Origin of the sequence: Streptomyces sp. NPDC096339 (genome assembly GCF_044762985.1) — a bacterium.
GTDB lineage: Bacteria > Actinomycetota > Actinomycetes > Streptomycetales > Streptomycetaceae > Streptomyces.
The window spans coordinates 1-24,166 of the sequence record NZ_JBIWFI010000002.1; the positions used below are offsets into that span (position 1 = coordinate 1).

General features: G+C 72.6%; 23 protein-coding genes. 11 read left to right on the plus strand and 12 right to left on the minus strand.

Annotated features, from left to right (window positions below):
• The coding region (locus tag ACIQ5Y_RS03295; RefSeq protein ID WP_403874503.1) for a hypothetical protein at positions 1 to 201 on the plus strand (201 nt) is incomplete at its 5' end.
• A 540-nt stretch (positions 202 to 741) separates the two neighbouring features.
• On the plus strand, positions 742 to 1,740 hold the full coding sequence (trpS, locus tag ACIQ5Y_RS03300) for a tryptophan--tRNA ligase (protein ID WP_403874505.1): 999 nt from the start codon (positions 742 to 744) through the stop codon (positions 1,738 to 1,740).
• Positions 1,741 to 1,803: 63 nt separating this feature from the next.
• Here the strand turns inward: trpS and proC are convergent, their stop codons facing one another.
• From proC to ACIQ5Y_RS03330, 6 genes are all read right to left on the minus strand, one after another.
• On the minus strand, positions 1,804 to 2,613 hold the full coding sequence (gene proC, locus ACIQ5Y_RS03305) for a pyrroline-5-carboxylate reductase (protein WP_403874507.1): 810 nt from the start codon (positions 2,611 to 2,613) through the stop codon (positions 1,804 to 1,806).
• Positions 2,614 to 2,701: 88 nt separating this feature from the next.
• Positions 2,702 to 3,439: an ABC transporter permease gene (locus ACIQ5Y_RS03310; protein WP_403874509.1), complete on the minus strand. Its 738-nt coding sequence runs from the start codon at positions 3,437 to 3,439 to the stop codon at positions 2,702 to 2,704.
• The gene (locus tag ACIQ5Y_RS03315) at positions 3,436 to 4,281 is read right to left on the minus strand and encodes an ABC transporter ATP-binding protein (RefSeq protein ID WP_403874511.1); all 846 of its coding nucleotides are present in this window, start codon (positions 4,279 to 4,281) and stop codon (positions 3,436 to 3,438) included. The genes ACIQ5Y_RS03310 and ACIQ5Y_RS03315 overlap by 4 nt, the downstream gene beginning before the upstream one ends.
• Positions 4,282 to 4,389: 108 nt before the next feature.
• Positions 4,390 to 4,950, minus strand: a complete 561-nt coding sequence (locus ACIQ5Y_RS03320; protein ID WP_403874513.1) for a hypothetical protein — start codon at positions 4,948 to 4,950, stop codon at positions 4,390 to 4,392.
• A 216-nt stretch (positions 4,951 to 5,166) separates the two neighbouring features.
• Positions 5,167 to 5,457, minus strand: a complete 291-nt coding sequence (locus ACIQ5Y_RS03325) for a peptidase (protein WP_403874515.1) — start codon at positions 5,455 to 5,457, stop codon at positions 5,167 to 5,169.
• 35 nt (positions 5,458 to 5,492) lie between these two features.
• On the minus strand, positions 5,493 to 5,804 hold the full coding sequence (locus ACIQ5Y_RS03330; protein WP_403874517.1) for a peptidase: 312 nt from the start codon (positions 5,802 to 5,804) through the stop codon (positions 5,493 to 5,495).
• A gap of 105 nt (positions 5,805 to 5,909) precedes the next feature.
• On the opposite strand from ACIQ5Y_RS03330, the gene ACIQ5Y_RS03335 reads away from it, so the two are divergent.
• Positions 5,910 to 8,075, plus strand: coding sequence for a serine/threonine-protein kinase (locus tag ACIQ5Y_RS03335; RefSeq protein ID WP_403874519.1), 2,166 nt, complete (start codon positions 5,910 to 5,912; stop codon positions 8,073 to 8,075).
• Positions 8,076 to 8,109: 34 nt separating this feature from the next.
• On the opposite strand, the gene ilvD is transcribed toward ACIQ5Y_RS03335, so the two are convergent.
• The 3 genes from ilvD to ACIQ5Y_RS03350 form a co-directional block, all read right to left on the minus strand.
• Entirely contained in the window at positions 8,110 to 9,960 is a 1,851-nt protein-coding gene (gene ilvD / locus ACIQ5Y_RS03340) for a dihydroxy-acid dehydratase (RefSeq protein WP_403874521.1), read from the minus strand.
• Between the two features lie 136 nt (positions 9,961 to 10,096).
• A complete protein-coding gene (locus ACIQ5Y_RS03345; protein WP_384756668.1) occupies positions 10,097 to 10,714 on the minus strand; it encodes a TetR family transcriptional regulator in 618 nt (205 codons plus the stop codon).
• Entirely contained in the window at positions 10,711 to 11,574 is an 864-nt protein-coding gene (locus ACIQ5Y_RS03350) for a sugar phosphate isomerase/epimerase family protein (RefSeq protein WP_403874523.1), read from the minus strand. Before ACIQ5Y_RS03350 ends, ACIQ5Y_RS03345 begins: the two co-directional genes overlap by 4 nt.
• A gap of 189 nt (positions 11,575 to 11,763) precedes the next feature.
• On the opposite strand from ACIQ5Y_RS03350, the gene ACIQ5Y_RS03355 reads away from it, so the two are divergent.
• Positions 11,764 to 12,498: a DUF899 domain-containing protein gene (locus tag ACIQ5Y_RS03355; protein ID WP_403874525.1), complete on the plus strand. Its 735-nt coding sequence runs from the start codon at positions 11,764 to 11,766 to the stop codon at positions 12,496 to 12,498.
• A gap of 360 nt (positions 12,499 to 12,858) precedes the next feature.
• On the opposite strand, the gene ACIQ5Y_RS03360 is transcribed toward ACIQ5Y_RS03355, so the two are convergent.
• Positions 12,859 to 13,806 carry a Ppx/GppA family phosphatase gene (locus ACIQ5Y_RS03360; protein WP_403874527.1) on the minus strand — a complete coding sequence of 316 codons (948 nt, stop codon included), beginning with the start codon at positions 13,804 to 13,806 and terminating at the stop codon, positions 12,859 to 12,861.
• A 63-nt stretch (positions 13,807 to 13,869) separates the two neighbouring features.
• On the opposite strand from ACIQ5Y_RS03360, the gene ACIQ5Y_RS03365 reads away from it, so the two are divergent.
• Entirely contained in the window at positions 13,870 to 14,712 is an 843-nt protein-coding gene (locus tag ACIQ5Y_RS03365) for a hypothetical protein (RefSeq protein ID WP_403874529.1), read from the plus strand.
• Between the two features lie 22 nt (positions 14,713 to 14,734).
• Here ACIQ5Y_RS03365 and ACIQ5Y_RS03370 read toward each other — a convergent pair whose 3' ends face one another.
• Complete coding sequence (locus ACIQ5Y_RS03370; protein WP_403874531.1) at positions 14,735 to 16,537, minus strand: hypothetical protein; 1,803 nt, start codon at positions 16,535 to 16,537, stop codon at positions 14,735 to 14,737.
• A 240-nt stretch (positions 16,538 to 16,777) separates the two neighbouring features.
• Between ACIQ5Y_RS03370 and radA the strand changes: the two genes are divergently transcribed.
• Together radA and disA are read left to right on the plus strand one after the other, a co-directional pair.
• Positions 16,778 to 18,190 (plus strand): DNA repair protein RadA, encoded by a 1,413-nt coding sequence (gene radA, locus ACIQ5Y_RS03375; protein ID WP_384756101.1) that lies wholly within the window; start codon positions 16,778 to 16,780, stop codon positions 18,188 to 18,190.
• 181 nt (positions 18,191 to 18,371) lie between these two features.
• The gene (disA, locus tag ACIQ5Y_RS03380; protein WP_403874533.1) at positions 18,372 to 19,496 is read left to right on the plus strand and encodes a DNA integrity scanning diadenylate cyclase DisA; all 1,125 of its coding nucleotides are present in this window, start codon (positions 18,372 to 18,374) and stop codon (positions 19,494 to 19,496) included.
• Positions 19,497 to 20,069: 573 nt separating this feature from the next.
• Here the strand turns inward: disA and ACIQ5Y_RS03385 are convergent.
• Positions 20,070 to 20,867: a hypothetical protein gene (locus tag ACIQ5Y_RS03385; protein ID WP_403874535.1), complete on the minus strand. Its 798-nt coding sequence runs from the start codon at positions 20,865 to 20,867 to the stop codon at positions 20,070 to 20,072.
• A 170-nt stretch (positions 20,868 to 21,037) separates the two neighbouring features.
• Here ACIQ5Y_RS03385 and ACIQ5Y_RS03390 point away from each other — a divergent pair, with 170 nt between their 5' ends.
• From ACIQ5Y_RS03390 to ACIQ5Y_RS03405, 4 genes are all read left to right on the plus strand, one after another.
• Positions 21,038 to 21,646, plus strand: coding sequence for a phosphatase PAP2 family protein (locus tag ACIQ5Y_RS03390; RefSeq protein WP_403874538.1), 609 nt, complete (start codon positions 21,038 to 21,040; stop codon positions 21,644 to 21,646).
• 31 nt (positions 21,647 to 21,677) lie between these two features.
• A complete protein-coding gene (locus ACIQ5Y_RS03395) occupies positions 21,678 to 22,601 on the plus strand; it encodes an A/G-specific adenine glycosylase (protein WP_403874540.1) in 924 nt (307 codons plus the stop codon).
• Between the two features lie 261 nt (positions 22,602 to 22,862).
• Positions 22,863 to 23,423 carry a SigE family RNA polymerase sigma factor gene (locus tag ACIQ5Y_RS03400; protein ID WP_403874541.1) on the plus strand — a complete coding sequence of 187 codons (561 nt, stop codon included), beginning with the start codon at positions 22,863 to 22,865 and terminating at the stop codon, positions 23,421 to 23,423.
• Positions 23,424 to 23,473: 50 nt separating this feature from the next.
• Positions 23,474 to 24,163: a hypothetical protein gene (locus tag ACIQ5Y_RS03405; RefSeq protein ID WP_403874543.1), complete on the plus strand. Its 690-nt coding sequence runs from the start codon at positions 23,474 to 23,476 to the stop codon at positions 24,161 to 24,163.
• The last annotated feature ends 3 nt before the right edge of the window (positions 24,164 to 24,166 follow it).

A 24,166-nucleotide genomic window follows, 5' to 3' on the forward strand; every position in this document is an offset into this window, starting at 1 on the left:
TTGATTTTTGGCACGCTGTTGAGTTCTCAAGGAACGGACGCTTCCTTTGTACTCACCCTCTCGGGCTTTCCTCCGGGCTTTCGTTCTGCTGTCTTACGTTCCAGACTCTATCAGAGTCTTTCTCGCTCGCTTTCCAGGTTCTTCGCTTTCGCGTTTTCCCTTTCCGGCGTTTCCGACTCTATCAGATCCTTTCGGGCCTGACTCCCAGTCAGCGGGCTTTGCCTTCGAGGCTGTTGGGCCCTTCCGGCGAGTGAGACAGTAGCGGATTCCTTGCCCCCGACCTAATCGGCGGCTGCGCCCTCGGACGCGGATTCCTCATTCGCAAATACGCATGAAAACGAGACGACGAAGTGCGTCGTTTCGTTCGAATGTGTAGTGCGGGATGGCTGTCCGGGGACCGACCGGAGTCGGCGCTCACGTCGGACAACTCGAAGAACCTTACGGACCTGGGACACCTGTGTCAACCCCCGGCTGACCGGCCCGGCGGGGAGGGCCGCGCGGGGTGGCGAAACCTCACGACGTCTTCACCTCGTGCCCTCTACCCTCGGTGCATGACTACGCATGCGCTCACGCTCAGCCTTCGCTGGTGGGCCGCCTGACGGCGGCCGACCTTCCACGCGAGCACGCATGCGCTCACGGCCGCCGCTTCGGCGGCCGTTTCTGTTTCTCCCCTCCCGGGAGTGGCTCGGTCGCCCGACGCGGCGGCTTGGACACCACCACTCACACAAGGGAGAGCAGGACATGACGAGGGTCTTCAGCGGGATCACGCCGTCGGGGCATCTGACGCTGGGCAACTACCTGGGGGCCATCCGGCAGTGGGTCGCGACCGAGCAGCCGGCCGGGGACGCGCTGTTCTGCGTCGTGGATCTGCACGCGCTGACCACCGAGCACGATCCGGCGCGGGTGGGCCGGCTCAGCAGGCAGGCCGCGACGCTGTTCCTCGCCGCCGGGCTGGATCCGCGGCGGTGCACCCTCTTCGTACAGAGCCATGTCGACGAGCACACCCGACTGTCGTACCTGCTGGAGTGCACCGCCACCGACGGGGAGCTGCGGCGGATGATCCAGTACCGGGAGAAGGCGGCGAAGGCCGAGGCCTCGGGGCAGGGGGTACGGCTGTCACTGCTGACGTATCCCGTGCTGATGGCGGCCGACATCCTGGCGTACGGGGCGGACGAGGTACCGGTGGGTGAGGACCAGCGGCAGCACGTGGAGCTGACCCGGGATCTGGCGGTGCGGTTCAACCAGCGGTACGGACGTGCCTTCACCGTGCCCAAGGCCAGGGTTCCGGCGGTCGCCGCGCGGGTCATGGACCTCCAGCAGCCCACCTCGAAGATGGGGAAGTCCGCCGAGAACGGCGCCGGGATCGTCTACCTGCTCGATGAACCGGCGGTGATCACCAAGAAGGTGATGCGGGCCGTGACGGACAGCGGGGACAGCGGGGTGGTCTACGACCGGGCCGCCCGGCCGGGGGTGGCGAACCTGCTGGACATCCTGGCCGCCTGTACCGGTGGGGAACCGGAGAAGCTCGCCTCGCGGTACGGCCAGTACGGGCCGCTGAAGCGGGATGTCGCCGAGGCGGTGGTGGAGCTGCTGCGGCCCCTGCGGGAACGGCACGCGGAGCTGGCTGCCGATCCGGGCGAGGTGGAGCGGGTGCTGCGGGAGGGAGCCGGGCGGGCCCGGGCCATCGCGCGACCGGTGGTGGACCGGGCGTACCGGGCCATCGGGCTGCTGGCGCCCTGAAGGAGTGGGCGGGAATGCGGCAGGGCCCGGCGGTGCCGGGCCCTGCCGTCGGGTCGTCTCCGGTCAGCTGCTGCCGCCGGCGAGTTCGCGGCTGCGGTCCCGGGCGGCTTCGAGGGCTGCGATCAGGGCGGCGCGTACCCCGTGCTTCTCCAGCTCGACGATGGCGTTGATGGTCGTACCGGCCGGGGAGGTGACGGCCTCGCGGAGCTTGACCGGGTGCTCGCCGCTGTCGCGGAGCATGACGGCGGCGCCGATCGCGGCCTGGACGATCAGGTCGTGGGCCTGGGCGCGGGGCAGGCCGAGGAGGATGCCGGCGTCGGTCATCGCCTCGACGAGGTAGTAGAAGTACGCGGGCCCGGAGCCGGAGAGCGCGGTGGCCGCGTCCTGCTGGGACTCGGGGACGCGCAGGGTCTTGCCGACCCCGCCGAAGATCTCCTCGGTGTGGGCGAGGTGCTCGGCGGTGGCGTGGCTGCCGGCCGAGATGACGGACATCGCCTCGTCGACGAGGGCGGGGGTGTTCGTCATGACGCGGACGACGGGAGTGCCGGGGGCGAGCCGTTCCTCGAAGAAGGAGGTGGGGATGCCCGCGGCGCCGCTGATGACCAGGCGGTCGGCGGGGACGTGCGGGGCGAGCTCTTCGAGGAGCTTGCCCATGTCCTGCGGCTTGACGGTGAGGATGAGGGTGTCGGCGCGCTTGGCGGCCTCGGCGTTGGAGACCGCCTCGACGCCGTAGCGGCTGCTGAGCTCCTCGGCGCGTTCGGCGCGGCGAGCGGTGACGAGGAGCTTCGAGGCGGGCCGGCCGCCGCGGATCATTCCGCTGAGCAGGGCCTCGCCGATCTTGCCGGTACCGAGGACTGCCACTGTCTGGGTCATGCCCGATTCACCTCGCCGAACTGTTCTTGACTGTGTCACACATCCTTGCACCCGGGCCGGGGAGCGGGCGGGAGTGTCCGGAGTGCGGTCAAGGCGTGCGGCGGCGGAGGGTGGCCGCGCCGAGGGCGAGTACGAGCAGGGCGCAGGCGGCGACGATCACGGCGTCGCGGACGAAGTCGGCGGTCATGTCGGTGTGGGTGAGGACCTGGGTCATGCCGTCGACGGCGTACGACATGGGCAGGACGTCCGAGATGCCTTCGAGGACCGGGTGCATGGTGCTGCGGGCCGCGAACAGGCCGCACAGCAGCAGCTGGGGGAAGATCACCGCCGGCATGAACTGGACGGCCTGGAACTCCGAGGCGGCGAAGGCGGAGACGAAGAGGCCGAGGGCCGTGCCGAGCAGGGCGTCGAGGAGGGCGACGAGCAGGAGCAGCCAGGGCGAGCCGATGACGTCGAGGCCGAGCAGCCAGAGGGCGAGGCCGGTGGCGAGGAGGGACTGGACCACGGCGACGGCGCCGAAGGCGAGGGCGTAGCCGGCGATGAGGTCGCCCTTGCCCAGCGGCATGGCGAGGAGGCGTTCGAGGGTGCCGGAGGTGCGCTCGCGGAGGGTAGCGATGGAGGTCACCAGGAACATGGTGATGAGGGGGAAGATCCCGAGGAGTGACGCGCCGATGCCGTCGAAGGTGCGGGGGCTGCCGTCGAAGACGAAGCGCAGCAGGGTCAGCATCAGGACGGGGACCAGCAGCATCAGCGCGATGGAGCGCGGGTCGTGGCGGAGCTGGCGCAGGACGCGGCCTGCGGTGGCGAGGGTGCGGGCGCCGTTCATCGCTGGGTCTCCTTGGCGAGGGCGTTGGCTCGTGCGTTCGCTTCGTCCACGAGGCGGAGGAAGCCCTCTTCGACGGTGTCGGAGCCGGTACGGCTGCGGAGTGCGTCGGGGGTGTCCTGCGCGAGGATGCGGCCCTCGCGCATGAGGAGCAGGTCGTGGCAGCGCTCGGCTTCGTCCATGACGTGGGAGGAGACCAGGATCGTGGCGCCTCGGGTGGCGGCGATGTCGTGGAAGAGGTTCCACAGGTCGCGGCGCAGGACGGGGTCGAGGCCGACGGTGGGTTCGTCGAGGACGAGCAGCTCGGGGGTGCCGAGCAGGGCGACGGCGAGGGAGACGCGGCTGCGCTGGCCGCCGGAGAGGTTTCCGGCGAGGGCGTCGGCGCGGGTGGTGAGGTCGACGTCGGTGATGGCCCGCTGTACGGCGGCGGCGCGGCGTTCCGCCGCCGACCGGCCGGGGTCGAGGATCGCGGCGAAGTAGTCGAGGTTCTGCCGGACGGTGAGGTCGTCGTAGACGGAGGGCGCCTGGGTGACGTAGCCGATGCGGGAGCGCAGCTCGGGGTGGCCGGCGGGGCGGCCGAGGACGTCGAGGGTGCCGGTGACGTGGGCCTGGGTGCCGACGACGGCGCGCATGAGGGTGGATTTGCCGCAGCCGGAGGGGCCGAGGAGGCCGGTGATGCGGCCGCGGGGGACGTCGAAGGCGATGTCGTCGAGGACGGTGCGCGGGGCGCGGCCGGTGCCGCGGCGGACGGTGAGGGCGTGGGCGTGGACGGCGTGGAGTGCGTGGACGGCATGGACGGCTGGGTCCGGGGGCGCCCCGGCCCCGTCGCGCGGGTTATTCATCATGTGATGAATAATGCTCCTGGCTGTGCCAGGGCGTCAATCGGCCGGGGGGTGCGGGCTTGGCGGGCTTGGCGGGAGCGCGCTTCGGGTGCGCTTCGGGTGCGCTTTGCGCTACTTCTTGCGCTTGGGGCGGCGCGCGGCGGGGTTGCCCGTGCGAGAGCTGCGGCGGCGCTCGAACTCGGTCTTGGCCCGCTCGTACTCGGTGCGGCGGAGCTTCTCGCCGGGGGCTTCGGTGAGGGAGCGCAGGAAGTACGCGATGAGGGAGCCGATGAAACCGATCGCCTTGAGGCCCTTGAGGGCGGCCTCGTCGGAGGACGGGGCGGGGCGGCGGCCGAAGGATTCCCAGGTCTTGGCGAAGGCGATGGCGCTGGCGATCGCGAAGAGGACGACGACGGAGATGCTGAGGAACGGGCCGACGTCGCCGATCTCCAGGCCCTCGTAGGCGAGGCGGAGCAGGTACGCGGCGGCGGCCGCGGCGAGGAGCGAGCCGATGGCCAGGCCGGCGCGGCGCAGGGCGTAGCCGCCGTCGTGGTTCACCCAGGTGGTGCCGAAGAAGCGGATCGCCTCGGGCTCGGGGCCGGTGGGCGCGGTGGGCGCCGCGGGCGCCGGGGCCGGGGCCTGCGCGGCCGGCTCGGCGGGGGTGCTCTGGTCTCGCTGGTCGTCGTCGCTCACACCAGCGATTATCCCTCGCCGGGCCGGTCGGGCGGGGTGTGTCTCACGTGTCAGACGGGGGCCGGGTGGGGCCTGGGCCGTCTCCTTCGGAGCTTGCCGGTCGAGCCCGCGTCGCCGGTGTCGGGGCGGCGCGGGTCGGGCAGGGTCGGGAAGAGACGGCCGGGAGCCCGGTCCCTCAGCCGCAGCGGTTGGCCACGTAGCCGTCGCTGCCCGTCTTCACGTAGCGTCCGAGATGAACCGGCCGTTGCCGGTGCAGTCCCCGAGGTCGGTGGTGCCGTACGGGCCCGAGACCCACGTGCCGGGGCCCTGGCAGCGGATCGTGACGTACCCGCCCTCCGGCAGCACGTCGACGATCGAGCAGTTGGTGCCCGGGCCGCTGCGGACGTTGACCCGGTAGCCGGGCGCGAGCGGGTACGTCGTCAGCCCCGCGTCGGCGATGGCCTCGCCGGCCGAAGCCAGCGCGATGGCCGGGGCCATGGCCACGACGGCGCCGCCGAGGCCGAGCATGCGTCGTCTGGTGATCGTTACGTTCGCCCTGGAAATCAGCCGCAGTGGGCGGCGACGTAGCCTGAGCTGCCCGTCTTGACGTACGCGTCGGAGACGAACTGGCCGTTGCCGATGCAGTCCCAGAGGTTCGTGGTGCCGTACGGGCCCGAGATCGTGGTGCCCTCGCACTGGCAGCGGATCGTGACCCACGCTCCGAGCGTCAGGACCCTGACCACCGAGTAATTCGTGCCGGGTCCGCTGCGCACCTTCAGTTGGACGCCGGGTGCGACCGGATAGGAGTCGTAGCCCGAGTCTCCGGCAAGGCTCTGGACCTCGTCCAGGCCATTCAGTTCGTTCTCAACCGACATACGAAATCTCCCCCTTGAGCGTGACGCTCCGCAACTCGCGCAGGGTAGCAGGACCTTCCCGATTCATATGAGCCATCGACTAGGCTCCGGCGGGGGTGGTCGGCGGTGCACTCACTGCGTGCGGAACGGGCCGGGTTTCCGGAATACGCCGGGCAGTACCGGCTGGAATCGGTGCTGGGTTCCGGCGGCATGGGCGTGGTGCATTTGGCCACCTCCGACTCCGGGCTGCGGCTCGCGGTCAAGGTCGTACACGCCGAGCACGCGGTGGATCCGGAGTTCAGGGCCCGCTTCCGGCAGGAGGTCGCGGCCGCGCGACGGGTGAGCGGGGCCTTCACCGCGCCCGTCGTGGACGCGGACCCGGATGCCGAACGGCCCTGGATGGCCACCCTGTTCATCGACGCCCCGACCCTCGCCGACCGGGTACGGGAACGGCCACTCGACGCCGCCGAGGCGGCCCGGCTCGGTGCCGGGCTGGCGGAGGCACTGCGGGACATTCACCGGGTGGGGGTCGTGCACCGCGATCTGAAGCCCAGCAACGTCCTGATGGCACCCGACGGGGTCCGGGTCATCGACTTCGGGATCTCGCGGCCCGCCGACAGCGATCTGCGGACCGAGACCGGAAAGCTGATCGGGACACCGCCCTTCATGGCCCCCGAGCAGTTCCAGCGGCCGAAGGAGGTGGGGCCGGCCGCGGACGTGTTCGCGATGGGCTCCGTACTGGTGCACGCGCTGACCGGGCACGGGCCGTTCGACTCCGACAGCCACTACCTGGTCGCGTACCAGGTGGTCCACAACGAACCCGACCTCACCGGTGTGCCGCCCTCGCTCGCGCCGATCGTCGCCCGGTGCCTCGCGAAGGATCCGGCCGACCGGCCCACGCCCGGCGCGCTGCTCCTCGAACTGCGGGCCGCCGCGTATCCGACGGGCGAGCAAACGCGCGCGTTCATCCCCCAGCCGCGACGGCCGCTGGTCGACGAGTCGAAGCCGAGTAGTGCCGAGGAGGACACCCACCGACGGGTACGCCTTCCCTCCACCGGAACCAACCCGGCCCGCAGGACCCGGCGTCTTGCCACTGCGACGGCTGTCACGGTGCTGCTGACGGGTGGGGCCGCCGGGGCCTACGCACAATTCGGGTCGACCGGGGGCGACAAGGAACGGGCGGTCTCCCGTCACGAGGCGCCCGCGCGGGGAGCGGACCTGGCGGCGCGCACGCCGTGGTCCGCCGTGGTCGGGGGCTCCGGGCAGGGGAACGCGGTAGCGGCCTGTTCGTGGGCACCCGGCGCCCTCTACTGTTCCGCACCCGGCGTCCTTGCGGCCCGACTGAACCCTGCCGACGGGACTGCGAGCTGGACGGTACCGACGCCGGCCGCGAGTGCCCGTACCCCAGGGGCCACCTCCACCGCACCCGTCGCGAGCGGAGACCTACTGCTCTCCGTGGCCACGGGAAGTGGAGTACTCCAGGCAATGGATCCGGTGACTGGTGCGCTGCGGTGGCACAAGGATCTACCGCAGGGCACGCGGACGGTGCCGTGCGGCCAGAAAGTTCTTCTCGTCACCGATTCCGGGAACGCCACGGCAGTCGACTCGGCTACCGGAAAGACGGCCTGGTCCAAGCGTCTCGGAGGAACGGGGGCCCTGTGGGCCGTCGGTCCGGAGCAGCCGAACGGCGGTCGCCACCTGTACGTCTCGACGCGCTCCCCTGACGGTGCCTCGTCGCAGGTCTCGGCGTTCGACCCGGTGAGCGGCACCCTGCAGTGGCAAGTCCATGCATCGGGAACACTCAATCCCCTCGGTACGGCGCAAGGCGGGCTGTATCTGACGTCGATCGACGCTCACGACAAGACGGGCGAAGTCGTGCGCATCGATCTGGGTACGCACGCGGTGCGGCGTACCGCGCTCTCGGTCCCGCAATCGCAGGCCGAGGCCACCGTCGGACCGAACGGGGTGGTCTACGTCATCGCGATCTCGGGCGCTCTGACAGCCATCGGCCCCGACAAGGAGCTCTGGCGGCTGGAGACCGCCGTGAGCGCAGCCTCCCGCCCCGTCGCCGACAACGGGCGCGTGTACGCGATGGCGGCCGACGGGCGGCTGCTCGGCATCGATGCCGCGAACGGACGGCTGGTCGGGCAGACGAACCCGCGCATGGGCAACGGCAAGGGCACCTACACCGCCACGATCCCCGCCCCCGTCGTCGCCGACGGCCGGGTGTTCGGGGCCGCGCCCGACGGGACCGTGTTCGCCGTGGACGCGGCGAACCCCGCCGGGTGGTGATGCGCCCGGCGGGGTTCGGAGGCAGTGCGGCGGGTCAGCCCAGGCGGGACACGTCGCGGACCGCGCCCTTGTCGGCGCTGGTGGCCATCGCGGCGTACGCGCGCAGGGCCGCCGAGACCGTGCGGTCGCGGTCCTTCGGGGCGTAGACGCCGCCCAGGGCCTCGTGGCGGGCCGCCAGCGTGGCCTCGTCCACCAGGAGCTCGATCGTGCGGTTCGGGATGTCGATGCGGATCCGGTCGCCGTCCTCCACGACCGCGATGTTGCCGCCCGAGGCCGCCTCCGGGGAGGCGTGGCCGATGGAGAGGCCCGAGGTGCCGCCGGAGAACCGGCCGTCCGTCACCAGGGCGCAGACCTTGCCGAGGCCGCGGCCCTTGAGGAAGGAGGTCGGGTAGAGCATCTCCTGCATGCCGGGGCCGCCGCGCGGGCCCTCGTAGCGGATGACGACGACGTCGCCCGCCTTGATCTCCTTGCGGAGGATCTTGTCGACGGCCTCGTCCTGCGACTCGCAGACGACCGCCGGGCCCTCGAACGTCCAGATCGACTCGTCGACGCCGGCCGTCTTGACGACGCAGCCGTCGACGGCGAGGTTGCCCTTGAGGACGGCCAGGCCGCCGTCCTTGGAGTACGCGTGCTGGACGGAGCGGATGCAGCCGCCCTCGGCGTCGAGGTCGAGGCTCTCCCAGCGCTCGGACTGGGAGAAGGCGGTGGCGGAGCGGACGCAGCCGGGGGCCGCGTGCCACAGCTCCATGGCCACCTCGGAGGCGGTGCCGGAGCGGGCGTCCCACTTCGCCAGCCAGTCCTCCAGGTTGGTGGAGTGGACGGAGGTGACGTCCTTGTTCAGGAGGCCGCCGCGGTGCAGCTCGCCCAGGATGGCGGGGATGCCGCCGGCCCGGTGGATGTCCTCCATGTAGTAGGTGCCGCCGGGCGCCACGTTCGGCGCGACCTTCGCCAGGCACGGGACACGGCGCGAGACGGCGTCGATGTCCTTGAGGTCGTAGTCCAGACCCGCTTCCTGGGCCGCGGCCAGCAGGTGCAGGATCGTGTTGGTGGAGCCGCCCATGGCGATGTCGAGGGCCATGGCGTTCTCGAAGGCCTCACGGGAGGCGATGGAGCGCGGCAGGACGGAGTAGTCGTCCTGCTCGTAGTGGCGCTTGGTGATCTCGACGATCGTGCGGCCGGCGTCCTCGTACAGGGCGCGGCGGGCGGTGTGCGTGGCGAGGACCGAGCCGTTGCCCGGCAGGGCCAGGCCGATGGCCTCGGCGAGGCAGTTCATCGAGTTGGCGGTGAACATGCCGGAACAGCTGCCACAGGTGGGACAGGCGTTCTCCTCGATGCGCAGCACGTCCTCGTCGGAGACGTTCTCGTTCGCCGCGTCGACCATGGCGTCGATCAGGTCGAGCTTGCGGACGGTGCCGTCCACCAGCGTCGCCTGGCCGGCCTCCATCGGGCCGCCGGACACGAACACGACCGGGATGTTGAGGCGCATGGCGGCCATCAGCATGCCGGGGGTGATCTTGTCGCAGTTGGAGATGCAGATCAGGGCGTCGGCGCAGTGCGCCTCGACCATGTACTCCACGCTGTCCGCGATCAGGTCGCGGGAGGGCAGGGAGTAGAGCATGCCGGCGTGGCCCATGGCGATGCCGTCGTCGACGGCGATCGTGTTGAACTCGCGCGGGATGGCACCGGCGGCGCGGATCGCGTCGGAGACGATGCGGCCGACCGGCGCCAGGTGCGTGTGCCCGGGGACGAACTCGGTGAACGAGTTGGCGACCGCGATGATCGGCTTGCCGATGTCCTCGCTCGCTACGCCCGAGGCACGCATTAGGGCGCGTGCGCCCGCCATGTTGCGGCCGTGGGTGACGGTGCGGGACCTCAGCTCGGGCATGGTTCACTCCCCATGAGTGCGGCTGTACGGTCAGCCGCGACTGCGGATATGGCTCAGCTACGAGGCTACGCCCACCGCTCGGGATCCGGACAGCTCGTCCGGATCTCGGGACGAGAGGGTCACTCTTCGGGCAGGTTCACGCCTCGGTCAGGTACCGCTGCAGGGTGGGGGCCACGAGGGTCACGATGGCCTCCGGGTCCGCCGAGGCCAGCGGCTCGACCCGGACCACGTACCGCAGGATCGCGATGCCGACCATGTGCGAGGCGGCCAGCTCCGCCCGGAACGTCGGATCGGGCACGTCGAGCTCGACGGCCACCCGCTCCAGCACCCGGCGCAGCACCAGCCCCCGCAGCACCTTCGCCGCGGCTTCGTGGGTGAGCGCGGAACGGATGACCGCGAGCAGCGGGACCCGGGTGACCGGGTTCTCCCACACCCCCAGGAAATAGCGGGCGAGCCGCTCCCCGATGCCCTCCGGCCCCTCACCGAGGATCGCCGGAACCACCAGGGCGGGCTCCATGCTCACCTCGATGGCGGCGGCGAAGAGGTCTTCCTTGCTGCCGAAGTAGTGGTGCACCAGGGCCGGGTCCACGCCGGCCACCTTCGCGATGCCGCGCACGGACGTCTTGTCGTACCCGCGTTCCGCGAACACCTCCCGGGCTGCGAGCCGGATGCGCTCCTGGGTGCCGGGGCCGTCGTCGGCCTCGTCCTGGCGCGGCCGGCCGGGACCCCGGCGCCGCTTCACGGGTTCGCTCATGGGCGCCGGGCCTCGTGCCGGCGGGCCGTCGCGGTCGTCGCGGTCGTCGCGGTCGTCGCGGTCGTCGCCAGGTGCAGGCGTGTGAAGGCCAGCGCTTCGGCGAGATCGGCCTCCCGCTCCGCCGAGGACATGGCCCGCCGCGTGTTCACCTCGATCACCACGTGCCCGTCGAAGGAGGACCGGGCGAGGCGTTCCAGCAGCTCCGCGCACGGCTGCGTACCGCGCCCGGGGACCAGGTGCTCGTCCTTCGCCGAACCGTTTCCGTCGGCGAGGTGCACGTGGGCCAGCCGGTCGCCCATCCGGTCGATCATCGCGGTGGCGTCGGTCCGCGCCGTCGCCGTGTGGGAGAGGTCGACGGTGAAGTGCCGGTAGTCGTCCTTGGTGACGTCCCACTCGGGCGCGTAGGCGAGCATCTCGCGGTCCCGGTACCGCCACGGATACATGTTCTCGACGGCGAACCGCACATCGGTCTCGTCGGCCATCCGCCAGATCCCGGCCACGAACTCCCGCGCGTACTGCCGCTGCCATCGAAAGGGCGGATGCACGACCACGGTGCTCGCCCCCAGCCGCTCGGCGGCGGCCTGCGCCCGCTGCAGCTTCGTCCAGGGATCCGTCGACCACACCCTCTGGGTGATCAGCAGGCAGGGCGCGTGCACGGCGAGGATCGGCACCTGGTGCTGCTCCGACAGCCGCCGCAGGGCGTCCACGTCCTGGCTGACCGGGTCCGTCCACACCATGACCTCGACGCCGTCGTAGCCGAGGCGCGCGGCGATCTCGAAGGCGGTCGCCGTCGACTCCGGGTAGACGGAGGCGGTGGAAAGGGCGACTTTCGCGGTCGGGACACGGACTGGTTCTGCCACGGAGACAGCGTACGGGGCTCGGCGGGCCCGGGCGGGATGGCTTTCCTCACCCCGAGGCCCACCCGGTCCCGCGCGCGTACGGTGGAAATGCGGCCGAACGGGCAAGCCCGTACGGGCACTGCCGGCCCTGCGGGCGATCACCCTCGGCGATGCGGTCTTCTGCTCGCTCCAGCACAGGAGGGAAAGGCCATGCCCGAGCACAGCATCGGCACCCGGGAGGAATTCGAGGCAGCCCGCCGGGAACTGCTCGTGGAGGAGAAAGAACTCACCCGCCGCGGCGACGAGCTCGCGCGCAAGCGCCGGGAGCTCCCCTGGGTACCGGTCGAGAAAGAGTACGTCTTCGAGACCGCCCAGGGCACCAAGGGGCTCGCGGACCTCTTCGACGGGCGCTCTCAACTCCTCGTCTACCACTTCATGTTCGGCCCGCCGTACGAGGCCGGCTGCCCGGTCTGTTCCTCGATCGCGGACACCCTCGACCCCAACGCGGTCCACCTCGGGGCCCGCGACGTCACGCTGATCTGCTCCTCGCGTGCGCCCGTCGGCAAGCTCCTCGCCTACCGCGACCGGATGGGCTGGAGCTTCGACTGGGTGTCCTCCGGGGGCAGCGACTTCCACCGCGACCTGGGCTTCCAGTACACGGAGGAGGAACTGGAACCGTTCCTCCGGGGCGAGATCCCCCCGACCGTGACCCAGATGGCGAAGGCGACGGGCACGGACGTGCTCGGTTACGTCACCGAGGGCCCCGGCATGAGCTGCTACGCCCTGTCGGACGGCACCGTCTACCGCACGTACGTCACCACCGCCCGCGGCCTCGAACCCGCGATGGCCTACTACGGCCTCCTCGACCGCACCGCGATGGGCCGCCACGAGGACGGCGAGGACACGCACTGGCTGCGCCGCCACGACGAGTACGGGCCGGCCTGAGCGGTTGCCGCCGGGCGGGTCCGTGCCGGTCCGTGCCGGTCCGTGCCGGTCCGCGCCGGGTGCCGGTCCGGGCCGGGTGCCGGTCCGGGCCGGGGTGCGGGCCGGGCCGGGGTGCGGGCCGGGGTGCCGCTGCGCGTAGCTGGTCCCCGCCCCGCCCTTTCTCCGTTTCCCGGGGCTCCGCCCCAGACCCCGCGCCTCAAACGCCGGCGAGGCTGGAAGTGGGGCCCCGCCCCGGACCCCGGACCCCGGACCTCAAACGCCGGACGGGCTGGAAGGCAGGGCACTCCGCCCGGACTCCGGTCTTCAGTCGCCGAACGGGCTGCGAGCCGGGGCGCAGCCCCCCGGGCGGGGTCGTACCGGCTACCCCACCGGCTCTCCCGGTGTCGGCAGGTGGTCCAGGCGGCGCAGGATCACGCCCTCCCTCAGGGCCCACGGGCAGATTTCCAGCGCGTCCACGCCGAACAGGTCCATAGCGCCCTCCGCGACCAGCGCACCCGCCAGGAGCTGGTTCGCCCGGCCCTCCGAGACGCCCGGGAGGGCCGCCCGCTGGGCCGTGGTCATCGCGGCCAGGCGGGGGACCCACTCCTCCAGGGACTTGCGGGTCAGGTCGCGCTGGACGTACAGGCCCTCCGCCGAGCGCGCCGCACCCGTGATGCGCGCCAGCTGCTTGAAGGTCTTCGAGGTCGCCACGACGTGGTCCGGCGCACCGAAGCGGCTGAACTCTCCGACGGTCCGGGCGATCTCCGCCCGTACGTGCCGGCGCAGGGAGCGGATGTCCAGCGGGTCGGGCGGGTCCCCGGGGAGCCAGCCCGCCGTGAGGCGGCCGGCGCCCAGCGGGAGGGAGACGGCCGCGTCCGGGTCCTCGTCGATGCCGAACGCGATCTCCAGGGAACCGCCGCCGATGTCGAGGACCAGCAGCTTCCCCGCCGACCAGCCGAACCAGCGGCGTGCCGCCAGGAAGGTCAGCCGGGCCTCGTCGTCGCCGCTGAGCACGGGCAGCTCGATGCCGACCTCGGCCTTGACCCGCGCCAGGACCTCGTCCGCGTTGGTGGCCTCGCGCACGGCGCTGGTCGCGAACGGGAGGACGTCCTCGCAGCCCTTGTCCTCGGCGGCCTGCACGGCATCGGCGAGGACGGAGATCAGACGCTCTATGCCCTCGGGGGTGACGGCGCCGCCCTCGTCGAGCAGCTCCGCCAGCCGCATCTCCACCTTGTGCGAATGCGCGGGCAGCGGGCGCGCGCCGGGGTGCGCGTCCACCACCAGCAGGTGGACCGTATTCGAACCCACATCCAGGACACCGAGTCTCATAGGGGGAAACGCTACTGCGGCGAACGCGCAGGGGTCTCGTAAGGGGCGTTTACGCTTGGGTTTGTGCCAAATATGAAGAAGGCCGACAAGACCCGGTCGAAGAAGGACGCGGGCAAGGGCAAGGCCAAGAGCAGCCCTAATACCAACACCGAGCAGGGCGTCGCCGACGAGAAGGGCCTGGACTTCCCCCGGGCCTGGGTGGAGTTCCCCGACCCCGCCGACGCGGAACAGGTCTTCCGCTGCGACCTGACCTGGCTGACCTCCCGCTGGACCTGCATCTTCGGCAGCGGCTGCCAGGGCATCCAGGCGGGCCGGGCCGACGACGGCTGCTGCACGCTGGGCGCGCACTTCTCCGACGAGGACGACGAGAAGCGGGTCGCCGAGCACGTGGCGCGGCTGACGCCGGAGCTGTGGCAGTTCCACGACGTCGGCAGTGAGACCGGCTGGACGCAGTTCGACGACGACGGGGAGAAGCAGACCCGCCGCTGGGACGGCGCCTGCATCTTCCTGAACCGGCCCGGTTTCGCGGCCGGGGCCGGCTGCTCGCTGCACATCCTCGCCCTGCGGGAGGGCAAGGAGCCGCTGGAGACCAAGCCGGACGTGTGCTGGCAGCTGCCGATCCGCCGTACGTACGACTGGATCGACCGGCCCGACGACACCCGCGTGCTCCAGGTGTCGATCGGCGAGTACGACCGCCGCGGCTGGGGCCCCGGGGGCCACGACCTGCACTGGTGGTGCACGTCGGCCACGTCCGCGCACGGCGCCGGCAAGCCGGTGTACGAGTCGTACAAGGCGGAGCTGACCGAGCTGATGGGCAAGGAGGGCTACGCGGCCCTCGTGGAGCTGTGCGAGGCGCGGCTGTCGTCGCTCCTGCCGATGGCTCCGCACCCGGCGGACCCGGCCTAGCCGGCGCCCGCCGCGCCGGTGCTCACGGCGCGGGCGTCGCCCCCGGGGCCGGGGAAACCGTTCCGCCCGGCCCCGGCCCCGGCTCGCTCGCGGCGGGCGTCGGCGCCGGGGACCCGGGCGGGGTCTCGGACGGCGTCGGGGTGGGGGTCGGCGTCGGAGTCGGCGTGGGGGTCGGCCGCGGGCTCTCGGACTGCGCGGAAGTCGGGGTCGCGGTGGGCGTCGGGGTCGGTTGCGGTGCCGGGCGCCCCCGCCCCTGGATGGAGACCACGGTGCCGCCCGGATCGACGCCCACCCGGGCCCTCCAGGCGCCCACGGGCTGGGCCTCCGGGTCCACGGCGATGGTCAGGGTGACCGATTCTCCTGGGGCCAGGGTGCCCGCCGTACGGCTCGCGCGCAGCCAGGGCGCGTCGGACCACAGCCGCCAGTCCACCGGGGCGCCCCCGGAGGCGGTGAGGGTGAGCACGGTGGTGCTTCCGTACGAGGACGCGGCCACGGTGAGCCGGCCGGCGACCCCGGCCCGGTCCGTCACCGGGGGGCCGCTGCTGATCACCTCGACGGAGACGTCGGGGTCCGCGCTGCCCGGGGCGAATCCGGGGGCGCCGGTGGTGGTGGCGGTGTTCCCGGTGTTCTCGTACGCGGCCAGCGGGTGGCCGTCGGTACGGGCCGTCGGGAGCTCCGACTCGCTCGCGGAGATACGGGCGGAGGCGCCGCCGACGGGCTCGCTGGTGCTGGGCGCGCCCCGGTAGGCCGCCCACAGCGCCAGCACCGGGGCCGCGACGACGGTGGCGACGACGGTGGTGGTCACGGCGCGGGCGCGCAGCCGGTCGCGGCGGGCGGCGCGGTCCTTGGGGTCCATCGGGAAGCCGGTGCGGTCGAAGCGCGGGCCGGGGCCGCGGCTCCGGCCGCCGCGGCCGGAGCGGAGCATCGCGGCGTGGACGGCGGTACGGGGTGCCGGGACGAGCGGGAGGCCGACCGGGTCGATACCGCCGGAGCCGGGCCAGGGAGCCGCGGCGCCCACGCGTTCGGCGACGCGGCGGCACCGCGGGCAGTCGTCGACGTGTCGTACGAGCTCGGCGCGCAGGCTGCTGGACAGGAGCACGCCCCCGCCGGCGGCACCACCTCCGAACCCGGCCCCGCCACCGGCCCCGTCGTCGCCGGTGAGCCGGGAGACCGCCGGGCAGTTGCCGGTCTCGACGACGGCGAGGGCGGCGCGGGTGCGCTCCACCTCGCAGGCGGCGCCGGTCAGCAGCTCGCGGGCGGCGGCCGGGGGCGTACCGAGGACGGCTGCGAGTTCGCCGACGCCGAGGCGGTGGCGGACGGCGAGTTCGAGGGCCTCGCGCTGTTCGGGCGTGGTGCCGGCGGCCTCCGGCCAGGCGAGGCGGGCCAGCTCGGTACGGCGGTAGGCGCTGACGTCAAGCGGGCGGTGCGCGGGCGTCGCGGTGTCCGGGGCTCCGTCACCACCCGGCGCACGGCCGTGGCCGGTGTGCTCCGGCGCACGCCGGGCGGAATGCGCGCCCTGCCTCGCGCGCCGTTGCTCCGCGAGCCTGCGCAGGCAGCCCCAACGGGCGAGGGCGTACAGCCAGGCCCGCCGGTCCCCCTCGTGGGGGCAGCGGCCGGGGTGCCGCTCGGCCACGGCCAGGACGTCGCCGAGCACGTCGGTGGCGGTGTCGTGGTCGCACAGCACCGACAGGCAGTACGTGAACAGGCCGTCCAGGTAGGGCTCGTGCCGGAAGGCGGGCGGCTGCTCCGCGTCGAGAGGGGCGCGCCCGTGCGCCCGGTGTGCGCCGGTGCGCGGTGAGGGGTGTGCCTGGTGGCTGCTGTTCACCTGGCGACCGTAGGCGGCACGCCGGTGACGCCTCGGAAGCCTTCAGCACATTTAGCCCTTATGGGTGAACAGATCGGTACGGCACTGACACGGCAACTGACACCGGCACTTACATCGGCGCCGACAGCGGCACTTACACCGGCTCCGACACCGGCGCCGACGCCGTGTCGACGGCTCCGGGCGGCCGCCTGTGCCCCCCGCACGAAGCCCGCTGTCAGAACCGGCGGCTACCGTTGCGGCATGGCTGCCCGTACATCTCGTTCATCCGCCAAGGACCGGCCGTCCTACCGCTGCTCCGAGTGCGGCTGGACGACCGCGAAATGGCTCGGCCGGTGCCCCGAATGCCAGGCGTGGGGCACCGTCGAGGAGATGGGCGCGCCCGCCGTGCGGACCACCGCGGCCGGGCGGGTGTCGGCGGCCGCGCTGCCGATCGCGCAGGTCGACGGTCGGACGGCGACCGCGCGCAGCACCGGCGTGGACGAGTTGGACCGGGTCCTCGGCGGCGGGCTCGTGCCGGGTGCCGTCGTGCTGCTCGCCGGGGAGCCGGGCGTCGGGAAGTCGACGCTGCTGCTGGACGTCGCGGCGAAGGCGGCGAGCGACGAGCACCGCACGCTGTACGTCACGGGCGAGGAGTCCGCGAGCCAGGTCCGGCTGCGCGCCGACCGGATCAACGCGCTGAGCGACCACCTCTACCTGGCCGCCGAGACCGATCTGTCCGCCGTGCTCGGGCACCTGGACGCGGTGAAGCCGTCCCTCCTCATCCTGGACTCCGTACAGACCGTCGCCTCGCCCGAGATCGACGGCGCGCCCGGTGGGATGGCGCAGGTCCGCGAGGTGGCCGGTGCGCTGATCCGGGCCTCCAAGGAGCGCGGCATGTCCACGCTCCTCGTCGGCCACGTGACGAAGGAAGGCGCCATCGCCGGCCCCCGGCTGCTGGAGCACCTGGTCGACGTGGTGCTGAGCTTCGAGGGCGACCGGCACGCCCGGCTCCGGCTCGTGCGCGGGGTCAAGAACCGGTACGGCGCCACCGACGAGGTCGGCTGCTTCGAGCTGCACGACGAGGGGATCACCGGGCTCGCCGACCCGAGCGGGCTGTTCCTGACCCGCCGCGCCGAGGCCGTTCCCGGCACCTGCCTGACCGTGACCCTGGAGGGCAAGCGCCCTCTGGTCGCCGAGGTGCAGGCGCTCACCGTCGACTCGCAGATCCCGTCCCCCCGCCGCACCACCTCCGGTCTGGAGACCTCGCGGGTCTCGATGATGCTGGCGGTGCTGGAGCAGCGCGGCCGGATCACGGCGCTCGGCAAGCGCGACATCTACAGCGCGACCGTGGGCGGGGTGAAGCTCACCGAGCCCGCCGCCGACCTGGCGATCGCGCTCGCCCTGGCCTCCGCCGCCAGTGACGTCCCGCTCCCGAAGAACCTGGTGGCCATCGGGGAGGTCGGGCTGGCGGGCGAGGTGCGGCGCGTGACCGGCGTGCAGCGGCGGCTGGCGGAGGCGCACCGGCTCGGGTTCACGCACGCGCTGGTGCCGGCCGACCCGGGGAAGGTGCCGGCCGGGATGAAGGTCATCGAGGTCGCCGACATGGGCGACGCGCTGCGGGTCCTGCCGCGCGGCCGGTCCCGTACTCCCGCGAAGGAGCGGGCCGCCGACTGACGCCCGCGGCCCGGACCGCCGACTCCACGACCGTACGGACCCCCTGGTCAGGGCGTCCGTACGGGGCTCCGCGGGGCCCCGCCTGGCCAAGCCACGGCGGGCCCGCAGCGCGCGCCGGTAGACTTCGGGATGGTCCGCCCGGCCGGAGGCAGGCGGCGCAACCCGCGACCGGAGGAGTGCAGTGGCAGCCAAGGACGGGGCAGCAGCACCCGGGAAGTCCGGCGCGAGCTCCAAGCACGAGGCGTTGATGCGTGCCTCGCTGAGCGCGGTCGCCCCTGGTCAGCCGTTGCGTGACGGCCTCGAACGGATCGTCCGCGGCAACACCGGCGGGCTCATCGTCCTCGGCATGGACAAGACCGTCGACGCGATGTGCACCGGCGGTTTCGTACTGGACGTGGAGTTCACGGCGACCCGGCTGCGCGAGCTGTGCAAGCTCGACGGCGCGCTCATCCTCGACAAGGACATCACCAAGATCCTGCGGGCCGGTGTGCAGCTGGTGCCGGACGCGTCGATCCCGACGGAGGAGACGGGCACCCGTCACCGCACCGCGGACCGCGTCTCGAAGCAGTGCGGCTTCCCCGTGGTGTCGGTCTCCCAGTCCATGCGGCTGATCGCGCTGTACGTGGACGGCGAGCGGCGCGTGCTGGAGGAGTCCGGGGCGATCCTGTCCCGCGCGAACCAGGCGCTGGCCACGCTGGAGCGGTACAAGCTCCGCCTCGACGAGGTCGCGGGCACGCTGTCGGCGCTGGAGATCGAGGACCTGGTCACGGTGCGCGACGTGACGGCCGTCGCGCAGCGGCTGGAAATGGTCCGCCGGATCGCGACCGAGATCGCCGAGTACGTGGTCGAACTGGGCACGGACGGGCGACTGCTGTCGCTCCAGCTGGACGAGCTGACGGTGGGGATCGAGCAGGAGCGGGAGCTGGTCATCCGGGACTACGTGCCGGAGCCGACGGCGAAGCGTTCCCGCACGGTGGACGAGGCGCTGTCCGAGCTGGACGCGCTGACCCACGCGGAGCTGCTGGAACTGCCGATCGTGGCGCGGGCGCTGGGGTACACCGGTTCGCCGGAGACCCTGGACTCGGCGGTGTCCCCGCGGGGCTACCGCCTGCTGGCGAAGATCCCCCGGCTGCCGGGGGCCATCATCGAGCGGCTGGTCGAGCACTTCGGCGGGCTGCAGAAGCTGCTCGCCGCGAGCGTCGACGACCTGCAGGCGGTGGACGGCGTGGGCGAGGCCCGTGCGCGCAGTGTCCGTGAGGGCCTGTCCCGCCTGGCGGAGTCCTCGATCCTCGAACGGTACGTCTAGCCCGTAGGCTGCGCCGCGGCCCCGAGTCGTTGCCGGGTGCGGCGCCGTTCCGGGGGCGCTGCCCCCGCGCCCCCGCGCCTCAAACGCCGGCGAGGCTGGATGGTGTCCTGGAGCGGGACCGGCAGGGTTGGGGCGGGGGCCCTCCGGAGTGTCTCCTCGTCCTCGCGCCTGCGGCCACCGCGAGACGACTCGGCGTGGTTGCGCGCTCGTCCTGCGGGGACCCTCCTGCGGACCCCCACCCCAACAGCACACTCCCGCCCCGCCCGGGCAGGGCCTTGCCGGACTGTCGGAGCGGGGGCACGGCGGGGCGTCCCCGCAGGACGAGCGCGCAACCACCCTCGGCACTTTCACGACGGCCGCAGGCGCGAGGACGAGGAGACGCCCCGCCGGGACACCGCGCAGGGCCCTCACGATCGGGGCCCCGGCCCGGGAAACTCCAGCCCCTCCGGCGATTGAGGAGCGGGGTCCGGGGCGGAGCCCCGGCAACGGACCCGCACCGGACAGCGGGCACCAGCCAACCTCCAGCCCCGCCGGAGGCGAGAGGCGCGGGGTCTGGGGGCGGAGTCCCCGGGGTCAGTCCTGCCTCAGGACGAACGAGGTTCGGATCAGCGGCATGCCGGGAGCCTTGACCTCGACCACGTACGTGTCCGGCACCGCGGACCCCGCCGGAGGCGACTGGCACTGGTCGGGGGCGCTGAAGCGCCGGTCCCAGTCCAGCGGCTGCTTCGTCTCGCCGCCCGCCGGGATGCGGAAGAACGCGTTGCCCGCGCCCGGCGGGCAGTCCGCCGAGGACCAGACCGCCTTGCCGGTGGTCGCCTGAAGGATGGTCAGGACCGCCTGCTTCGGGCCGAGATCGACCTTGCAGGTGCTGCCGGAGGTGTTGCGGGCGACGAGTTCGAGTCGGGGCTTCTCGTTCGCCTGGTACTCGTTCTTCGCGCTCTTGACCTCCCACTGCAGCGCACTCGGCGCGCACGTGATGAGCGGGGAGTCCGCCGGGACGGCCGCCGAGCCGCCCGAGCCGCCGGAACCGGAGGCTCCGCCGGCGCCCTTGCCGGCGCCCGGGTCTCCGTTCTTGCCCGAACCGCCCGTGCCGCCGTCGGAGCCGGAGGCCGCGCCGCCGCCCGAGGACTCCGCGCGGCCGCCCGGGGCGGTGCCGATCGCGGGTCCCGTGCCGGAGGGTCCGGGGGTGATGGCGGTGACGGCGTCGGGGCCCTTCTGGCCCTTGCCGTTCGTACTGGTCTTCCCCCCGCCGGAACTGACGGTCCATACGGCGAGGAGCGCGAGGAGCGCGACGACGGACGCCAGCACAGCCCTCCGTCGCCAGTAGATGGAGGAGGGGAGCGGCCCGACCGGATTGCGCAGAGATCCCACGAACGGAACCTTACGAGAGTTCTCGGCCCGATCAGTGCCCCACATGCCGCGCAGCGGACTCGATTTGCCGATGATCGGCCTGCGGGCGCGATCCGGCGCGGCCGCGGTGGGCCGAAACCGGCCAGGCCTCTGACGCCCCGCTGACCTCTTCCTCCGTACCGTCGGTCACCATGCACAGTTCGGACCTCTACCGCGACATCACCGACTTCGCCCACTCCACCCCCGCCTGGACGCAGTCGGCGTTCGAGGTCTGGACCGAGTACGGACTCCTCCTCTTCGGCCTGCTCTTCACGGCCGTCTGGTGGCGCTCGCGCGGACGCGCGGACGGCCCCCGCCCGGTGGCGCTCGCCGTTCTCGCGCCGCTCGCCACCGCGGTCGCGTACGTCGCGTCCGAGGCCGTGAAGTCGGCCGTCGACGAGGAGCGGCCCTGCCGCGCCGTCGCCGGGGCCGCGGCCTCGCTCATCACCTGCCCCGCGCCCGGGGACTGGTCCTTCCCGAGCAACCACGCCGCCCTCGCGGGCGCCGCCGCCGTCGCACTGGCCCTCGCCGTGCCCCGGCTGGCGCTGCTGACGGTGCCGCTCGCGCTGCTGATGGCCTTCTCCCGCGTCTACGTCGGCGTGCACTACCCGCACGACGTGGCGGCCGGCCTGCTGCTGGGCGGTTCGCTGGCCGCCGTCCTCGTCCTCGCGCTCACCGGGCCGGCCTGCACGGTCATCGCCGCCATGCGGGCGAGCGGGTTCCGCCCCGCCGTCTGGTTCACCGGCCCGGGCCCGACGTAGGGGCCCGAAACGTGCCAGGATGCCGTCTGCCATGACTGCTTCCGCTTCTGCTTCCGCATCCCACGGTTCCTCCTCCGCCGGCTCCCACGCGCTGCACTCCCCCGTCATCGCGTGGTTCGACGAGCACGCCCGCGACCTGCCCTGGCGCCGCCCCGAGGCCGGCCCCTGGGGGGTCATGGTCAGCGAGTTCATGCTCCAGCAGACCCCCGTCAGCAGGGTCCTGCCGGTCTACGAGCAGTGGATCGCCCGCTGGCCCCGCCCCGCCGACCTGGCCGCCGAGGCGCCCGGCGAGGCCGTACGGGCCTGGGGGCGGCTCGGCTACCCGCGCCGGGCCCTGCGCCTGCACGGCGCGGCCGTCGCGATAACGGAACGGCACGGGGGCGACGTACCGAGCGAGCACGCGCAGCTCCTCGCGCTCCCCGGGATCGGCGAGTACACGGCGGCCGCCGTGGCCTCCTTCGCGTACGGGCAGCGGCACGCCGTGCTCGACACGAACGTGCGGCGGGTCTTCGCGCGCACCGCGACCGGGATCGAGTACCCGCCGAACGCCACCACGGCCGCCGAGCGGCGCCTGGCCCGGGAGCTGCTCCCCGAGGACGAGGAGACCGCCGCCCGCTGGGCGGCGGCCTCGATGGAGCTCGGCGCGCTGGTGTGCACGGCCAAGAGCCCGGACTGCGCCCGCTGCCCGGTGGCCGGGCTGTGCGCCTGGCGGCTCGCCGGGAAGCCGGCGCACGAGGGACCGCCGCGGCGCGGGCAGACGTACGCGGGCACGGACCGGCAGGTGCGCGGCAGGCTGCTGGCCGTGCTCCGGGAGGCGGTGGGACCCGTGCCGCAGTCCGTGCTCGACACGGTCTGGGACGAGCCGGTGCAGCGGGCCCGGGCGCTGGACGGACTGGTCTCGGACGGGCTGGTGGAGCCGCTCGCGGGATCCCTGTACCGGCTTCCGATGACGTGAGGACGACGTGCGGATGACCACCGGGTGACGTGGCGGCGACGGGATCCGAAGGAGCGTCAACAGCCCTCGCCACCACGGTGGTAGCCGACTCAACCATTCCGCTTCCGTCGGGAAACCCCAGCTCACAGCCGCTGTTACACAACCTATGGGTGTCCGTGCGCCCACCGAGGTCTGGACCGCACAGTGCCGTGACAACACCTCCGTACCTTCGGATCCGTAAGACAGCGGATGACCCGGGGGACGGCAGTGGAGGCGGTTGAGATGGCGCACGGCAAGGTGCTCGAATTCGAAGAGTACGTACGCACCCGGCAGGACGCCCTGCTGCGCAGTGCCCGGCGCCTCGTCCCGGACCCCACGGACGCGCAGGACCTCCTGCAGACCGCGCTGGTGCGCACCTACGGCCGCTGGGACGGCATCGCGGACAAGTCCCTGGCCGACGCCTACCTCCGCCGGGTCATGATCAACACCCGCACCGAGTGGTGGCGCGCCCGCAAGCTCGAAGAGGTCCCCACCGAGCAGCTGCCCGACGCCTCCGTCGAGGACGGCTCCGACCAGCGCGCCGACCGGGCGCTGCTCATGGACATCCTCAAGGTCCTCGCCCCCAAGCAGCGCAGCGTGGTCGTGCTGCGACACTGGGAGCAGATGAGCACCGAGGAGACCGCTGCCGCGCTCGGGATGTCTGCGGGTACGGTGAAGAGCACGCTGCATCGCGCGCTGGCCCGTCTCCGTCAGGAACTGGAGAGCCGGGACCTGGACATGCGCGCGCTGGAACGCGGCGACCACACCATCCGGTACGAGGGGCGTGAGCGGTGCGCGGCCTGAACGGCCAAGACAGAGGTTCCACGGGCTGGCCCGGCAGTTCTCTGATCCTTATGTCGGCGGGGGCGATCGTCCTCGTCGGCACTGCCGTGTTCGCGGTCGGCTGCTCCACCGGCGGCACCGGCCTGCGCGACGGCGGCCCCGCCCGCAGCGATGCCGTGGCCAAGGCCGGCACGGCGCCGCCCGCGGTGTCCACCTCGCCCACGACGCCCGGGGCGCCCTCCTCGTCCGCGGACGCGAACGACCCCTCCAAGCCGTCCGCCTCCCCGTCCGGCCCGGCCCTGAAGAAGGTGGACCCGGTCAGGCTCCTCATGGCGGACCCCAAGGTCAGCGCCGCGGTCAAGCGCGACCTGAAGCCCTGCTCGGCCAACGAGTACCCGGTGGACGTGAGCTACGGGAAGGTCACCGGGGGCACGGTCGCCGACATCGTCGTCAACGTCCTGTCCTGCGCGGACGCGCTCGGCCGCGGCTCGTACGTGTACCGCTCGGAGGGCGGGAAGTACGAGAATGTGTTCTCGGACGAGCAGCCACCCCTGTACGCGGAGATCGACCGGGGCGACCTGGTGGTCACCAAGCAGGTCTACGCGAAGAGCGACGCGCTCGCGTATCCGTCGGGGGAGGACGTGATCACGTACCACTGGAACGGGGAGAAGTTCACCGAGCAGGACCGGGTCCACTCGGAGTACAGCAACGTGGTCGACAGCGGGGCCCAGCCCGCCCCGGCCGTGACCCAGAAGAACTGAGGC

What these genes read in the sequence shown, in the direction of transcription:
- trpS (WP_403874505.1), top strand. Translation starts at nt 742, where the DNA reads ATGACGAGGGTCTTCAGCGGGATCACGCCGTCGGGGCATCTGACGCTG.
- proC (WP_403874507.1), bottom strand. Translation starts at nt 2,613, where the DNA reads ATGACCCAGACAGTGGCAGTCCTCGGTACCGGCAAGATCGGCGAGGCC.
- ACIQ5Y_RS03310 (WP_403874509.1), bottom strand. Translation starts at nt 3,439, where the DNA reads ATGAACGGCGCCCGCACCCTCGCCACCGCAGGCCGCGTCCTGCGCCAG.
- ACIQ5Y_RS03315 (WP_403874511.1), bottom strand. Translation starts at nt 4,281, where the DNA reads ATGATGAATAACCCGCGCGACGGGGCCGGGGCGCCCCCGGACCCAGCC.
- ACIQ5Y_RS03325 (WP_403874515.1), bottom strand. Translation starts at nt 5,457, where the DNA reads ATGCTCGGCCTCGGCGGCGCCGTCGTGGCCATGGCCCCGGCCATCGCG.
- ACIQ5Y_RS03330 (WP_403874517.1), bottom strand. Translation starts at nt 5,804, where the DNA reads ATGTCGGTTGAGAACGAACTGAATGGCCTGGACGAGGTCCAGAGCCTT.
- ilvD (WP_403874521.1), bottom strand. Translation starts at nt 9,960, where the DNA reads ATGCCCGAGCTGAGGTCCCGCACCGTCACCCACGGCCGCAACATGGCG.
- ACIQ5Y_RS03345 (WP_384756668.1), bottom strand. Translation starts at nt 10,714, where the DNA reads ATGAGCGAACCCGTGAAGCGGCGCCGGGGTCCCGGCCGGCCGCGCCAG.
- ACIQ5Y_RS03355 (WP_403874525.1), top strand. Translation starts at nt 11,764, where the DNA reads ATGCCCGAGCACAGCATCGGCACCCGGGAGGAATTCGAGGCAGCCCGC.
- ACIQ5Y_RS03360 (WP_403874527.1), bottom strand. Translation starts at nt 13,806, where the DNA reads ATGAGACTCGGTGTCCTGGATGTGGGTTCGAATACGGTCCACCTGCTG.
- radA (WP_384756101.1), top strand. Translation starts at nt 16,778, where the DNA reads ATGGCTGCCCGTACATCTCGTTCATCCGCCAAGGACCGGCCGTCCTAC.
- ACIQ5Y_RS03390 (WP_403874538.1), top strand. Translation starts at nt 21,038, where the DNA reads ATGCACAGTTCGGACCTCTACCGCGACATCACCGACTTCGCCCACTCC.
- ACIQ5Y_RS03395 (WP_403874540.1), top strand. Translation starts at nt 21,678, where the DNA reads ATGACTGCTTCCGCTTCTGCTTCCGCATCCCACGGTTCCTCCTCCGCC.
- ACIQ5Y_RS03400 (WP_403874541.1), top strand. Translation starts at nt 22,863, where the DNA reads ATGGCGCACGGCAAGGTGCTCGAATTCGAAGAGTACGTACGCACCCGG.
- ACIQ5Y_RS03405 (WP_403874543.1), top strand. Translation starts at nt 23,474, where the DNA reads ATGTCGGCGGGGGCGATCGTCCTCGTCGGCACTGCCGTGTTCGCGGTC.